Genomic DNA, 14,118 nt, shown 5'->3' on the forward strand with positions numbered 1-14,118 from the left:
ACAGCAACATGTACGCAGTTCCCTCGCAGCACTTACCCGGTGAATCCACCGATTCGCTCATCTGAGATTAGAGAAAAGGAAGAAGATCATGACCTCGTTCAAGCAACTCGCCGCCGTCGCCGCCATCGGCCTGGTTTTTGGCAATGCCTATGCCGCCGGTGATGCCGGTGTGGAACCGACCACCCAATCCTTCTTGCAGGCGCTGGAAGCCGGCGGTGGCAAGCCCCTGGAACAGCTCTCGCCGCAGGATGCGCGCGCCGTGCTGGTCGGTGCGCAAGCCAGCGTGAAGCTGGATCTGCCCAAGGCGGACGTGTCGGAAAAGACCATCACCGCCGACGGCCAGCAGATCAAGCTGACCATTGTGCGTCCGGCGGGCGTGACCAAGACCTTGCCGGCCTTCATGTTCTTCCACGGCGGCGGCTGGGTGCTGGGCGACTTCCCGACCCACGAACGCCTGGTGCGTGACCTGGTGGCCAACTCGGGTGCGGTGGCCGTGTTCGTGAACTACACGCCGTCGCCGGAAGCCGGCTACGGCGTGGCCATCAACCAGGCGTATGCCGCCACCAAGTGGGTGGCCGAGCACGGCAAGGAAATCAAGGTCGATGGCAAGCGCCTGGCCGTGGCCGGCAACAGCGTCGGTGGCAACATGGCTGCGGTCGTGGCCCTGATGGCCAAGGACAAGGGCGGCCCCGCCCTGCGTTCGGAAGTGCTGCTGTGGCCGGTGACCGATGCCAACTTCGAAACTGGTTCCTACAACCAGTTCGCCAATGGCTACTTCCTCACCAAGAACATGATGAAGTGGTTCTGGGACAGCTACACCACCGACGCCGCCAAGCGCAAGGAAATCACCGCCTCGCCCTTGAATGCGACCCCGGCGCAACTGGCCGGCCTGCCGCCGACCCTGATCCAGACCGCCGAAAACGACGTGCTGCGTGATGAAGGCGAGGCCTATGGCCGCAAGCTGCAAGCCGCCGGCGTGGCCGTGACCAGCGTGCGCTACAACGGCATGATCCACGACTTCGGCCTGCTGAACGTATTGGCCAAGGTGCCTGCCGTGCAGACCGCGATGCGTCAGGCGGGCGAGGAACTGAAGTTCCGCCTGAAGTGATTGCAAGGCTGCCCTGCGCGTGACACTGCGCAGGGAAAACGACAACGCCCCCGCACGAGTGCATCGTGCGGGGGCGTTGTCATTGCGGCTGCAGGTTCGGGTGCGGGTGCTGCGTGCTCGGACTCAGGCCAGGACCTTGGTCAGCCAGGCGCCGATATCCTCGACCTCCTCGCCGCACACCGAGTGCTGCATCGGATAGTCGTGCCACTCGACCTTGTGGCCCAGCTGGGTCAGCAATTCGCGCGACTTGACGGCGCGCTCCAGCACCACCACCGGATCCATGGTGCCGTGGGCCATGAAGATGGGGGTGTCGTGGTTGGCACCGTGGCGTTCGGCTTCGATGGTGGCGGCCAGCGGCAGATAGCCGGACAGGCACATCAGGCCGGCCAGGCGCTCCGGATGACGCAGGCCGGTCTGCAAGGTCATGGCGCAGCCTTGCGAGAAACCGGCCAGCACGATGCGCTCGGCGGGGATGCCGCGTGCGCGCTCCTGCGCGATCAGCGCTTCAATGGCGGCCTGCGAGGCGCGCAGGCCGGGTTCGTCTTCACGGCGGACCAGGTCGGGCGCGAAGATGTCGTACCAGGCGCGCATCACGTAGCCGCCGTTGATGGTCACCGGCATGGTCGGTGCAGTCGGGAAGATGAAACGGATGGGCGGGCAGCCCGACAGGTCCAGCTCGCGCACGATGGGCACGAAGTCCGAACCATCGGCACCCAGGCCGTGCAGCCAGATGACGGAGGCAGTGGGGGTGGGAGCGGTATCGATCTGTATCGTTTCGAGGGGAGCGGACATAAGCGTGCGGTTCCTGTTGCGGTCGGTGGATGAAAGGACGGGGCACGGCATTTGTGTCTGTCCCGGCGCGGGAGCACAATACGGCCTTGCCCGTGGTCATGCGCAGCGTCTGTGCTGCAATGGGCTCACATCATACGATGAACGCCGCCGCGATGGCGGCGCTGCAAAAGGAAAACCCATGAAGTGCATCCCCTCGCGCCGCCTGCTGGCCCCGCTGCTGGCCTCCCTGCTGGCCATGGCGCCCCTGGCCGGCCATGCCGAAGCCGAAGGCCGGTTGTTCCAGCCGCGCGGCGAAAACCTGATGATCTCGCCCCCGCCGGGCTGGCGCCTGGCCTACATGGACGGCGATCCGGAGGGCAATTACGTGGTCGATTTCCTGCCGCCCAACGAAGCGCACGACTCCTGGCGCGAGGGCTACATGGGCGTGCAGCGCCGCGGCTATCCCGATGCCGGACTGGTCGCCAACATCCAGGCGCGCAACCTGACCGTGGCACAGGTGGCCTTGACTGAAGTGATGCAGGGAGCCCAGCGCAATTGCCCGGGCCGCTTCGTGGCGATGGCGCAGAAGGATGGCAGCACCAACAATATCCCGGTCTCTGTCAGCGGCGGCTTCTGCGACCGTACCGGGCCAGTTGCGCCCTATGGCGAGGGAACTGTACTGGCGGTGTATCAGGGCAAGCAGCAACTGTTCGTGGTGCAGTTCAGCTGGCGTCCGCCGACCGAAAACGCCTTCAAGCAGTATCCCTACCGGATCTCGCCGGCAGCGCTGCAACAATACCTGGATCTGCTGAATGCGGCCGCGCTGTGCGGCGGGCCGGATGAGGGGAAGTGTCCGAACTGAGGGGAGGGCAGGCCCGCATCGTGGTGCGGGCCGCTGAGGTACTGTTACTTGCTGGCGGGCCGGATGGCCGACTTGGGACGGAAGGCCTTGCAGACGCTCTCATCGGTGTCGATGTAAGGACCGCCGATGAGGTCGATGCAGTAGGGGATGGCGGCAAAGATGCCGGGCACCTTGACCTTGCCGTCCTCGTCCTTCAATCCTTCCAGTGTTTCGCGGATGGACTTGGGCTGGCCGGGCAGATTCAGTACCAGCGCGGCATGGCCGTCGGTCTCGCGGATGACGGCGACCTGGCGCGAGAGAATCGCGGTCGGCACGAACTGCAGGCTGATTTGGCGCATCTGTTCGCCAAAGCCTGGCATTTCCTTGGTACCGATGGCCAGCGTGGCTTCGGGCGTGACATCGCGACGCGACGGACCGGTGCCGCCCGTGGTCAGCACCAGGTCGCAACGGGCTACATCGACCAGTTCCACCAGGGTCTGTTCGATCTGTGCGCGTTCATCGGGGATCAGGCGGGTCTCGATTTCAAAGGCGCTGGCGAGCGCTTTGCTGAGCCATTCCTGCAGGGCGGGGATGCCCTGGTCCTGGTAGACGCCACCGGAGGCGCGGTCGGAGATGGAGACCAGTCCGACCCGCAGCACCTCACGGGCGATGGGCGTTACAGCCTCAACGCTCATCGTCATCCTGCTCGTCTGCCTCATCCTCGGCGGCTTCGCTCTTGGCGCGTGCAGCCTGGGCCTGCAATTGCTTGAGGATCTGGAAGATTTCGCGGTAAGCCTTGGGCGGCTTGTTTTCCGCCTGCTCCTTGCGGGCATTGCGGATCAGCGTGCGCATGTGCTGCACGTCGACGTCGGGATGGCGGTTCAGCAGTTCGGTCAGCGCCTGGTCATCGGCCAGCAGTTTTTCGCGGCGGCGTTCCAGGGCGTGCATGGCGGCGGTTTCAGCCTTGGAGGCGCCGTGCCAGCTGTCGATGGTCTTCTGGATGATGGCGATCTCGTCGGGTTCCAGCGTGCGCATCTTCTTGCCCACGTACTGCATCTGGCGACGGCGGCCTTCATGGTCCTTGATTTGCTGGCATTCGAGGATGGCGTCGCGCACGTCTTCGGGCATGGGAACGCGCTTGACGCGGTCGCGCGGCTCGGCCACGAGCGATTCGCCCAGCTTTTGCAGGGCATCCATCTCGCGCTTGAGTTGGGACTTGGAGGGGCGGTCGTATTCCTGTTCGAATTCGCTGGATTGGAATCCGACAGCACCGCGATTGGCATTGGGCATATCGTGACTTCGAGAAATAAAGCTTAACGGCTGCTATGATAACCGTTTTACCCGCATTTCAGAGAAAACAGGCTCATGAGCGATACCCCATTCACGCACAGTCAGGACCAGTTGAAGCAGTTGGCGCAGGATGTCCTGCGTTATGCCCGGGACAAGGGCGCCTCGGACGCCGCCGTCGACATCAGCGAGGGCAGCGGCCTGTCGGTAGCGGTGCGCAAGGGCAAGATCGAGACCATCGAGCAGAACAAGGACAAGGGCATCGGCGTCACCGTGTTCCTCGGAGAAGGCCGCCAGGTGCGGCGCGGCAACGCCAGCACCTCGGATTTCTCGCAGCAGGCACTGAAGGAAACGGTCGAGGCCGCCTACAACATCGCCCGCTTCACCGCCATCGATGACTGCGCCGGCCTGCCCGACGCCGAGATGCTGGAAATGGCCCCGCGCGACCTGAAATTGTTTTCGCCGTGGAATATTTCCGCCGAAGAAGCTGTGGCGCTGGCCCAACGCTGCGAAACCGCAGCCCTCGAGACCGACCCGCGCATCACCAACAGCGAAGGCGCTGGCGTCTACGTGCAACACTCGCATTTCATCGCAGCCAACAGCCGTGGTTTCATGGGCGGCTACCCGTTCTCGCGCCACACCATCTCGGTCGCGCCCATCGCCGGCAAGGGCGCGGGCATGCAGCGCGATGACTGGTATTCGTCCAAACGCGATCCCAAGAAACTCGCCAAGCCCGAAGCCATCGGCCGCTACGCTGCCGAACGTGCGCTGGCCCGCCTGAACGCGCGCAAGCTCACCACCCGCAAATGCCCGGTGCTGTTCGAAGCCCCGCTGGCAGCGGGTCTGCTGGGTGCCTTCGTGCAAGCGGTGTCGGGCGGTGCGCTGTATCGCAAGTCGACCTTCCTGCTCGATTCGCTGGGCCAGCAGGTCTTCCCCGAGCACATCCAGATCCTGGAAGACCCGCACGTGGTCGGCGGTGTGGGTTCCGCGCCCTTCGATGAAGAAGGCGTGCGTACGGTCAAGCGCGAGGTGATCAAGGATGGCGTGGTGCAGGGCTACTTCCTGTCGACGTATTCTGCCCGCAAGCTGGGCATGCAGACCACCGGCAACTCCGGCGGCTCGCACAACCTGACGCTGCGCTCGGACCTGACTACCAAGGCCGATACCTTCAAGGGCATGCTGAAGAAGATGGGCACCGGCCTCCTGGTGACCGAGCTGATGGGGCAGGGCGTGAACTACGTGACGGGTGACTATTCACGTGGTGCCTCGGGTTATTGGGTCGAGAATGGCGTGATCCAGTATCCGGTGGAAGAAATCACCATCGCCGGCAACATGAAGGACATGCTGCGCCAGATCGTGGCCGTGGGTAACGACACGCTCATTCGCGGCACCAAGGAAACGGGTTCCATCCTGCTGGAAAACATGACCATCGCTGGCGACTGATCGTGCCGCACGCTGCCCGGCCGCCACTGGCGAGCCGGGTGGTGCCACGGCCAGCGCCGCCCATTTTTGGGGAGGCAAGCCATGGACGACATCCACATCCGGCGCGGCTATCTGCCAGGCGCCATCGGGCGTGTAGCCGAGCTGCACGCCGCGTATTACACCGAAAACTGGAGCTTCGGCGTGTATTTCGAAGCCCGCATCGCCACCGAACTGGCGGCTTTCATGAGCCGCTACGACGATAGCCGCGACGGCTTCTGGACTGCCACCGTGCATGGCCGTGTCGAAGGTTCGCTGACCATCGACGGCCAGCATGCGCAGCAGCAGGGCGCGTGGCTGCGCTGGTTCATCTCTTCCGAAAAACTGCGTGGGCGCGGCGTGGGCGATGCCCTGCTGACCGAGGCCATCCGTTTCTGCGCGGAGTGTGATTTTCCCTCGATCTACCTCTGGACCTTCGAAGGTTTGCACGCCGCGCACAACCTGTACCAGCGCCACGGATTCGTGCTGGCCGAGGAGCGCATCGGCTCGCATTGGGGCGTCAAGCTCAACGAGCAGCGTTACGAACTGCTGCTGTAGCGCGCAGGGCAAGCCATGCCATGCGGCGCTAGAATGGCGGATTGGCGCACACGCGCAACTTCGGACATTCATCCTCCGCACATGGCCCTACACACCGACGCCGCCCACTCCAGCGGCCAAGTCCTGCCGTTCCGTGAATCCCTGCTGGCCACGCTGGGCATCTGCTTCGTCATCATGCTGGTGGCCTTGGACCAGACCATCGTCGGCACCGCCCTGCCGACCATCGTGGCTGAACTGAAAGGTTTCGATCTCTATGCCTGGGTCGCCACAGCCTATCTGCTGACCTCGGTCATTACCGTGCCCATCTTCGGACGGCTAGGCGATTACTTCGGGCGCAAGCCGTTCGTGATTGCGTCCATCGTCGTTTTCGTCGGTGCTTCGGCCTTGTGCGGCATGGCCAACAGCATGCTGTTCCTGGTGCTTGCGCGCGGGCTGCAGGGCATCGGGGGCGGCATGCTGGTGGGCACCTGTTTCGCTTCCATCGCTGACCTGTTTCCGGATCCGCGCGTGCGCTTGCGCTGGCAGATCATCCTGTCGGCCTCCTTCGGCATTGCCACCGCAGTCGGTCCTTCGCTGGGCGGCTTTCTCACGCAAGGGCTGGGCTGGCGCTGGGTGTTCTACTGCAACCTGCCCATCGGCGTGCTGTCGCTGTATTTCGTCTGGCGCTTCGTGCCGCACATCCGCCACATGCAGCATGCGGGCAAGATGCGGCTGGACTGGCCGGGCGCGCTGCTGATTTCGCTGTCGCTGGGCAGCTTGCAATTGCTGGTGGAACTGCTGCCCAAGCGCGGCATCACGGTCGGCATGATGGTCTTGCTGGCCGTCTCGGTGGCGGCCTTCTACGCCTTGTGGAAGTGGGAGCAGCGCGCCGCGCAGCCCATCCTGCCCTTCGAGATGATGCGCGACAAGGCGCTGGCCAGCCTGTTCGTCTTGTCGGTGCTGGCGGGCTTTGCCATGTTCTCGCTGCTGATGTATGCGCCGTTGCTGTTCCAGGGCGGATTCGGGTTGAGCCCGCGTGAAGCGGGGCTGCTCATCACGCCGCTGGTGGCCTGTATTACCGTGGCCAGCATCGTCAATGGCCGCATCATCACGCGCATTCCCAATCCCAACCTGATGATGAACCTGGGCTTTGCGCTGATTGCTGCTTCCTGTCTCGGCGTGGTGCTGTGTGATCGCACCACCGGCAATGGTTTTTTGCTGACAGTGATGCTGGCCGGTGGTTTCGGGCTGGGACTGGTCTTGCCCAATCTCACCGTATTCGCGCAGCAGGCCGCTGCACGCGAGCACCTGGGTATCGCTACCGCCTTGCTGCAGTCCTTGCGCATGATCGGGGGCATGCTGGGCACGGCCATCACCGGCACGCTGGTGAGCCAGATGTATGGCGCAGGCGTGCAGAAGGCCCTGGAAGGAGATCACGCGGCGCAGTGGCTCAAGGACTTCAGCGATCCCGAAGTGCTGGTCAATCATGACATCCAGTCGGTGCTGCTGGCCCAGCTGATGCAGGCCGGGCATGACGGTTCGGCCTTGCTGGAAGCGGCGCGCGAGGCGCTGGTCGGGGCCATTCACATGGGCATCGCCATTGCCATCGTGGCCGCGCTGGTGGGGTTGTGGATGGTAAGGCGCGTGCCGCCCATCCGCTTTGACCAGGACAAGAAGGTCGAGCCGGTGATGTCGGAATAAGCGGCTGGCCGCATGCAAAAACGGACCCGTGGGTCCGTTTTTTCTTGATGCGGAGCGTGCGCTTATTCGGTCTTCTCCGTCTTCTTCACCACCGCATAGCGTTCAAGCGTGCGTTCACGCGCCTGCGCATGGTCGACGATGGGGCGCGGATAGTTCGTCCCCAGCGTCACGCCGGCCGACATGCGCTCATCGGGTGTGGCCGTCCACGGCGCATGGATGCGCTTGTCGGAAAGCTTGGCCAGTTGCGGCAGATAGCGGCGGATGAACTTGCCGTCCGGATCAAACTTCTCCGATTGCGTGACCGGGTTGAAGATGCGGAAGTAGGGCTGCGCATCACAGCCTGAAGACGATGCCCACTGCCAGCCGCCATTGTTGGCCGAGAGGTCGAAGTCGTTGAGATGGATCGCGAAATATTTCTCACCCCAGCGCCAGTCGATGCCCAGGTCCTTGGTGAGGAAACTGGCCACCACCATGCGCAGGCGGTTGTGCATGTAGCCGGTCTCGTTTATCTGGGCCATGGCCGCATCCACCAGCGGATAGCCGGTGCGTCCCTCGCACCAGGCGGCGAACAGCTCTTCGGCATGCTTGCCGTGCTCCCATTTGATCTCATCGTACTCGGGCTTGAAGGCCTTGGCGGTCACGCGCGGATGGTGGTGCAGGATCATGAAATAGAAATCGCGCCAGGTCAGTTCCGACAGCCACACCGCCGCACCGGCCGCGCCTTGCCCGGCATGCATGGCCTGCATCGCAGCCCGCGCGAGCGTGCGGATGGAGATCGTGCCGAAGCGCAGGTGGATCGACAGATAGGACGGACCCTTCACTGCCGGAAAATCACGCGCCGTGCCGTAGGCACCGATGCGGCCCAGGAAGTCCTCCAGCAGGGCTTGGGCACCGGACATGCCGGTAGGAATCTTCAGTTCCTGCAAATTGCTGGGGTGGAAGCCCAGTGCCTTGTGCGAAGGCAGTCCGTGGTGCGCCTTGCCCGGCGGTTTGGCCAGGGCCTTGAAGTAGTTCTCGACCGGATAGGGTTTGAGATAGAAGTCGCCACCGGCGGCGGCCAGCTTGGCCATCCACGCATTCTTGTAAGGCGTGAAAACGGAGAAGGGCTTGGCGGACTGGGTCAGCACCTCGTCCTTTTCAAAGATCACCTGGTCCTTGTAGCTCAGCAATTGCGCGCCATGTTTTTTCAGGGCCTGGTCGACTGCGGCATCGCGTTCCACTGCGGTTGGCTCGTAGTCGGTGTTGACGAAGACCGCCTGCACGTCCAGTTCGGCGGCCAGTTCCGGAATGCACCTGGCGGCCGCTCCGTGCAGCACGATCAGCCCGCCGCCCGCCTTGCGCAGCGCCTCGTCCAGTTCGGCCACGCTGGCCAGCAGGAAATCAACGCGGCGATCCTGCGCTACACCCTCGGCCTTGAGTGCATCGAGAATGTCGGTATCGAAAACGAACACGCACCACACGGACTGGCTCTGCGAGAGCGCGTAGTAGAGGGCGGCATGATCGGTGTGGCGCAGGTCACGGCGGAACCAGACCAGGGACTTGTCGAATTGGGGCATTGCGTTGGAGTTCTTCTTCAATGGGTTGGTCTTCGTCCCGCGGGGCGAGCGGGATTACATTCCGGCGGTGGCTACTGATTGGTAGCGTTCGTGTGAATGATAAAAGATTTTCATCGATTTGACCCGTCGCATCTCAGGAGGCTATGGTCCGGCCGATAATCACGCATCCGCATGCGATGCGGAGAACGAGAGAGGGCGCTGCGATCCGCATGCGTTTCGTGCAATGGGAGATGGGGAAACAATGAAGAAGATGACGATCGGCACCCGGCTGGGGCTGGGTTTTGCCGCGATTCTGGGTTTGATGCTGGTGATTGCCGCCATTGGCGTGGGGCGGCTGCAGGCGGTGGGGAGCCTCAATGACACGATGGTCAATGATGCGCTGGTCAAGGAGAGGCTGGTCATTACCTTCTATCGCTCCATCGAACTCAACGTCGGCCGCATCGTGGCGGCCGCCAAGAATCCGGATGTCGAACAGCAGAAGTTCTACAAGCAGGAGATCGGCGCCACCATCAGCAAGAACAATGAGCTGGTCAAGCGCATGGAAGAGCTGATCACCGATGACGCCGGGCGCGCTGCCCTGGCCGAGATCAACGAGCGCCGCAAGGTGGTGTTGGCGGCCAATGCGCAGGTCTTCAAGGAAAAGGAGGCGGGCAACGAAGAGGGCGCTCGCAAGGCAGTGGACGAGCAGCTGCTGCCGAGTACGCGCGTCTATCTGGCCGCCATCGACAAGCTGGCCGTGATGCAGTCCGACCGCATCAAGAACCAGACTGCGGAAATTGACAGTCTCTTCCGCAATGCGCGCACGCTCATGATCGTGCTGGGCGCAGTGGCACTGCTGCTGGGCGTGGCGCTGGCATGGGCCATCACGCGGTCGATCACGGCACCGCTGCACAAGGCGGTCAACGTGGCCAGCCGTGTGGCCAACGGCCACCTGGACAACCAGATCGAGGTGCGCAGCCTGGACGAAACCGGCCAGCTCATGCGCGCACTCAAGGAAATGAATGACAACCTGGTGGGCATCGTCACCCGGGTCCGCCAGGGCACGGATACCATCGCCACCGCCTCCAGCGAGATCGCCGATGGCAATCTGGACCTGTCCAATCGCACCGAGCAGCAGGCCAGTTCGTTGGAAGAGACCGCCTCGGCGATGGAAGAACTGACCTCGACCGTGAAGCAGAACGCCGACAACGCACGCCAGGCCAATCAGCTGGCGGTGTCGGCATCGGAGGTGGCGGTGCAGGGCGGGTCGGTGGTCTCGGAAGTGGTGGCCACGATGGGCTCGATCAATGATTCCTCGCGCAAGATCGTGGACATCATTGCGGTCATCGATGGCATCGCCTTCCAGACCAATATCCTCGCGCTCAATGCCGCCGTGGAAGCAGCGCGCGCGGGTGAGCAGGGGCGCGGCTTTGCGGTAGTCGCTTCCGAAGTGCGCACGCTGGCGCAGCGCTCGGCCAGCGCCGCCAAGGAGATCAAGGAACTCATCGGCGACTCGGTGGGCAAGGTGGAGGCGGGCAGCAGGCTGGTCGAGCAAGCCGGTTCGACGATGGAAGAAGTGGTGGCCAGCGTGCGCCGCGTGACCGACATCGTGGCCGAAATCACCTCGGCGTCGCAGGAGCAGAGTGACGGGATCGAACAGGTCAACCAGGCCATCAACCTGATGGACGAAGCGACCCAGCAGAATGCGGCGCTGGTGGAACAGGCAGCCGCGGCGGCGCGGCAGATGCAGGAGCAGGCAGCAGGGCTGAGCGAGACCGTGAGCGTGTTCCGTTTGAGGGGGTAAGAAAATAGAGAGGAGGCGATGATGTCTTGCCCCTATTTTTCTTGAAGCCAAAAAACAAAAAAGGCTAAATGATTTTCATCATTCGGCCTTTTTTGTTTGCTGCCGATGGAGGACCTCGGTCACGTTCCGCGACCCCGTCCGGCCTTGCAAGGCCGGACTTTCTCGTCCCTCCCGCAAAGCGCGCAGGCGCTTTGCTCGTGGACCCCAAAACGCAAAAGGCCGATTGATTTCCATCAATCGACCTTTTTTGTTTGGTGCCCACGGAGGGACTCGAACCCCCACACCTCGCGGCACATGGACCTGAACCATGCGCGTCTACCAATTCCGCCACGTGGGCTGCGCTGTAAAGCGAAGACCGTGATTATAGACGGTCTAAAAGCGCTGTCAACAAATTTTTCGCTTCCATGGCATCATTTTCGTTGCAATACGATGCTTCACCCCTGTTTTACCCCCGTATTGCGGTTAGGTAAATGGCCGCAACTCCGTTACACTAGGCACATCCGTCCGCCTGGGCGAGCTTCGCCTTGGCATTTATAACAATTGCGCGAAACGAAACTTTTGAGCCAATTCCCCTATTCCATTCCCAGCCGGGAAGAGATCCTCGGCATCCTGCGTACTTCCTCGGGCGCGCAAAACGCTGCCGCCCTGGCCGCCGCGCTCGGCGTCAAGCCGGAAGAAATGGACGGCCTGACGCGCCGCCTCAACGCCATGGAACGCGACGGCCAGATCAAGCCGGATCGCGCCGGCAACTACAAGCTGACCCACTCGCCCGACTTCATCCTGGGCCGCGTCTCCGCCCATCGTGATGGCTTCGGTTTCCTGCTGCCCGATGAAGGGGCCGATGACCTGTTCCTGCCCGAGAAGGAAATGCAGAAGGTCATGCACGGCGACCGCGTGCAGGCCCGCATCACCGGCACCGACCGCCGTGGCCGTCCGGAAGGCACCATCGTCGAAGTGGTGGAGCGCGCCAACACCCACGTGATCGGCCGTCTGCTCAATGAAAACGGCGTCTGGGTGGTCGCCCCCGAAGACAAGCGCATCGGCCACGACGTGCTGCTGGCCGGCCCGCCGGGCAAGGCCAAGGCCGGGCAGGTGGTCAGCGTGGAATTGACCGAACATCCTTCCCGTTACACGCAGCCCGTGGGCAAGATCGTCGAGATCCTGGGCGATATCGACGACCCCGGCATGGAAATCGAAATCGCCGTGCGCAAGTACGGCGTGCCGCACGAATTCTCGGAAGCCGCCAAGAAGCTGGCTTCCAAGCTGCCCAGCGAAGTCAAGGCGGCCGACCTCAAGGATCGCGTCGACCTGCGTGACGTGCCGCTGGTCACCATCGATGGTGAGGACGCGCGCGACTTCGATGACGCGGTCTACTGCGAACCTGTCAAGATCGGCCGCACCAAGGGCTATCGCCTGATCGTCGCGATTGCCGACGTGAGCCACTACGTCAAGCCCAACGACGCGCTGGACGTGGACGCGCTGGAGCGCAGCACCTCGGTGTATTTCCCGCGCCGGGTGATCCCGATGCTGCCGGAAAAGCTCTCCAACGGCCTTTGCTCGCTGAACCCGGACGTGGACCGACTGACCCTGGTGTGCGATGCCGTCATCACCGCCAAGGGCGAGATCAAGGCCTACCAGTTCTATCCGGCCGTGATCCACTCCGCAGCTCGCCTGACCTATACCGAAGTGGCTTCGATCCTGGCCAATACCAAGGGCCCGGAAGCAGCGCGCCGCATCGGCCTGGTGCCGCACCTGACGCACCTCTACGAAGTCTTCCAGGCGCTGCTGACGGCCCGCCAGGCACGCGGTGCCATCGACTTCGAGACCACCGAGACCTACATCGTCTGCAACGCCGCCGGCAAGATCGAGAAAATCCTGCCGCGCACCCGCAACGACGCGCACCGCCTGATCGAGGAATGCATGCTGGCCGCCAACGTCTGCGCGGCCGACCTGTTGAAGCGCCACGATCACCCGGCGCTCTACCGCATCCACGCCGGTCCGACCAAGGAAAAGCTGACGCAGCTGCGCACCTTCCTCAAGCAGATCGGCCTGACCCTGGGCGGTGGCGACACCCCCAGCGCCTCCGATTACGCCGAGCTCATGCCCAAGGTCAAGGCGCGTCCGGATGCGGTGCTGATCCAGACCATGCTGCTGCGCTCGATGCAGCAGGCGGTCTACAGCCCGGACAACATCGGTCACTTCGGCCTGTCCTATGAATCCTATGCGCACTTCACCAGCCCGATCCGCCGCTATCCCGACCTGCTGACGCACCGTGCGATCAAGGCCGTGCTGCAAGGCAAGCGTTACGAGCCCAAGGGTATCGACAGCACTGCGCTGAACACCTCGATCTCGCCCGCCGCCCGCAAGGCGCAGGCGTTGCAGCGCGCCACCGACAAGGCGGCCGGCAAGAAGCCGCGCGGCGAGAGCGCACTGGCGATCTGGGAAGCGCTGGGCCTGCACTGTTCGGCCAATGAGCGCCGTGCCGATGAGGCTTCGCGCGATGTGGAAGCCTGGCTCAAGTGCTACTTCATCCGCGACAAGCTGGGCGAGGAATTCACCGGCACCATCGCCGGCGTGGCCACCTTCGGCATCTTCGTCCAACTGGATGCGCTCTACATCGAAGGTTTGGTGCACGTCACCGAACTGGGTGCGGATTACTTCCAGTACGACGAAGCGCGCCACGAACTGCGCGGCGAACGTACCGGCATTCGCTACCAGCTGACCGACCGCGTCACCGTGCAGGTCAGCCGCGTGGACCTGGATGCCCGCAAGATCGACCTGGCACTGGTCAACGAGCCGGGCATCCGTACCCTCATCAAGAACGAAGCCAAGCGCGCTGAAAACGCCGCGCGCGGCAAGTCCGGTGGCGGCAGGCAGAGTGCCGATGAAGCTCAGCCGGCAGCCCGTGGCAAGAGGGGTGCGGCCAAGCCAGCTGCCGCTGCAGCGGGCAGCAAGCCCAAGGGTGGCGCCAAGGCCAAGGCCGGTGCCGCGCGCACCGCCACGGCACGCCCCGGCGAAGCTGACCGCAAGCGCGCTGCATCCAAGGGCTACACCAAGGGCAAGAAGAAGCGATGAG

At 63.4% G+C, this 14,118-nt stretch carries 11 protein-coding genes and 1 tRNA gene; 7 read left to right on the plus strand and 5 right to left on the minus strand.

What is annotated here, in order from left to right; translation table 11 throughout:
* Positions 1-88 precede the first annotated feature (88 nt).
* Positions 89-1,108 carry an alpha/beta hydrolase gene (locus E2K99_RS09415; protein ID WP_134222049.1) on the plus strand — a complete coding sequence of 340 codons (1,020 nt, stop codon included), beginning with the start codon at positions 89-91 and terminating at the stop codon, positions 1,106-1,108.
* 123 nt (positions 1,109-1,231) lie between these two features.
* Here E2K99_RS09415 and E2K99_RS09420 read toward each other — a convergent pair whose 3' ends face one another.
* On the minus strand, positions 1,232-1,900 hold the full coding sequence (locus E2K99_RS09420) for an alpha/beta hydrolase (protein ID WP_134222050.1): 669 nt from the start codon (positions 1,898-1,900) through the stop codon (positions 1,232-1,234).
* Positions 1,901-2,078: 178 nt separating this feature from the next.
* Between E2K99_RS09420 and E2K99_RS09425 the strand changes: the two genes are divergently transcribed.
* Positions 2,079-2,741 (plus strand): hypothetical protein, encoded by a 663-nt coding sequence (locus E2K99_RS09425; RefSeq protein ID WP_134222051.1) that lies wholly within the window; start codon positions 2,079-2,081, stop codon positions 2,739-2,741.
* 44 nt (positions 2,742-2,785) lie between these two features.
* Here E2K99_RS09425 and mog read toward each other — a convergent pair whose 3' ends face one another.
* Positions 2,786-3,415 carry a molybdopterin adenylyltransferase gene (mog, locus tag E2K99_RS09430; protein ID WP_134222052.1) on the minus strand — a complete coding sequence of 210 codons (630 nt, stop codon included), beginning with the start codon at positions 3,413-3,415 and terminating at the stop codon, positions 2,786-2,788.
* Positions 3,405-4,010 carry a ribosome biogenesis factor YjgA gene (gene yjgA / locus E2K99_RS09435; RefSeq protein WP_134222053.1) on the minus strand — a complete coding sequence of 202 codons (606 nt, stop codon included), beginning with the start codon at positions 4,008-4,010 and terminating at the stop codon, positions 3,405-3,407. The genes mog and yjgA overlap by 11 nt, the downstream gene beginning before the upstream one ends.
* A 75-nt stretch (positions 4,011-4,085) precedes the next feature.
* On the opposite strand from yjgA, the gene pmbA reads away from it, so the two are divergent.
* The 3 genes from pmbA (at position 4,086) to E2K99_RS09450 (ending at position 7,703) form a co-directional block, all read left to right on the plus strand.
* Positions 4,086-5,450: a metalloprotease PmbA gene (gene pmbA / locus E2K99_RS09440; protein WP_034335393.1), complete on the plus strand. Its 1,365-nt coding sequence runs from the start codon at positions 4,086-4,088 to the stop codon at positions 5,448-5,450.
* Positions 5,451-5,531: 81 nt separating this feature from the next.
* Positions 5,532-6,023 carry a GNAT family N-acetyltransferase gene (locus tag E2K99_RS09445; protein WP_051057585.1) on the plus strand — a complete coding sequence of 164 codons (492 nt, stop codon included), beginning with the start codon at positions 5,532-5,534 and terminating at the stop codon, positions 6,021-6,023.
* 81 nt (positions 6,024-6,104) lie between these two features.
* Entirely contained in the window at positions 6,105-7,703 is a 1,599-nt protein-coding gene (locus tag E2K99_RS09450; RefSeq protein WP_134222054.1) for an MDR family MFS transporter, read from the plus strand.
* A gap of 62 nt (positions 7,704-7,765) precedes the next feature.
* Here the strand turns inward: E2K99_RS09450 and E2K99_RS09455 are convergent, their stop codons facing one another.
* On the minus strand, positions 7,766-9,259 hold the full coding sequence (locus E2K99_RS09455) for a cryptochrome/photolyase family protein (RefSeq protein ID WP_134222055.1): 1,494 nt from the start codon (positions 9,257-9,259) through the stop codon (positions 7,766-7,768).
* Positions 9,260-9,500: 241 nt separating this feature from the next.
* Here E2K99_RS09455 and E2K99_RS09460 point away from each other — a divergent pair, with 241 nt between their 5' ends.
* A complete protein-coding gene (locus tag E2K99_RS09460; RefSeq protein ID WP_134222056.1) occupies positions 9,501-11,042 on the plus strand; it encodes a methyl-accepting chemotaxis protein in 1,542 nt (513 codons plus the stop codon).
* Between the two features lie 252 nt (positions 11,043-11,294).
* Here E2K99_RS09460 and E2K99_RS09465 read toward each other — a convergent pair.
* Positions 11,295-11,379: transfer RNA gene (locus E2K99_RS09465), tRNA-Leu, on the minus strand.
* A gap of 221 nt (positions 11,380-11,600) precedes the next feature.
* Between E2K99_RS09465 and rnr the strand changes: the two genes are divergently transcribed.
* Positions 11,601-14,117, plus strand: coding sequence for a ribonuclease R (gene rnr, locus E2K99_RS09470; RefSeq protein WP_121039393.1), 2,517 nt, complete (start codon positions 11,601-11,603; stop codon positions 14,115-14,117).
* Position 14,118 lies beyond the last annotated feature (1 nt).

Origin of the sequence: Herbaspirillum huttiense (assembly GCF_004367745.1) — a bacterium.
GTDB lineage: Bacteria > Pseudomonadota > Gammaproteobacteria > Burkholderiales > Burkholderiaceae_D > Herbaspirillum > Herbaspirillum huttiense.

Coding starts and splice junctions, on each gene's coding strand:
- E2K99_RS09415 (WP_134222049.1), top strand. CDS start 89: ATGACCTCGTTCAAGCAACTCGCCGCCGTCGCCGCCATCGGCCTGGTT.
- E2K99_RS09420 (WP_134222050.1), bottom strand. CDS start 1,900: ATGTCCGCTCCCCTCGAAACGATACAGATCGATACCGCTCCCACCCCC.
- E2K99_RS09425 (WP_134222051.1), top strand. CDS start 2,079: ATGAAGTGCATCCCCTCGCGCCGCCTGCTGGCCCCGCTGCTGGCCTCC.
- mog (WP_134222052.1), bottom strand. CDS start 3,415: ATGAGCGTTGAGGCTGTAACGCCCATCGCCCGTGAGGTGCTGCGGGTC.
- yjgA (WP_134222053.1), bottom strand. CDS start 4,010: ATGCCCAATGCCAATCGCGGTGCTGTCGGATTCCAATCCAGCGAATTC.
- pmbA (WP_034335393.1), top strand. CDS start 4,086: ATGAGCGATACCCCATTCACGCACAGTCAGGACCAGTTGAAGCAGTTG.
- E2K99_RS09445 (WP_051057585.1), top strand. CDS start 5,532: ATGGACGACATCCACATCCGGCGCGGCTATCTGCCAGGCGCCATCGGG.
- E2K99_RS09450 (WP_134222054.1), top strand. CDS start 6,105: ATGGCCCTACACACCGACGCCGCCCACTCCAGCGGCCAAGTCCTGCCG.
- E2K99_RS09455 (WP_134222055.1), bottom strand. CDS start 9,259: ATGCCCCAATTCGACAAGTCCCTGGTCTGGTTCCGCCGTGACCTGCGC.
- E2K99_RS09460 (WP_134222056.1), top strand. CDS start 9,501: ATGAAGAAGATGACGATCGGCACCCGGCTGGGGCTGGGTTTTGCCGCG.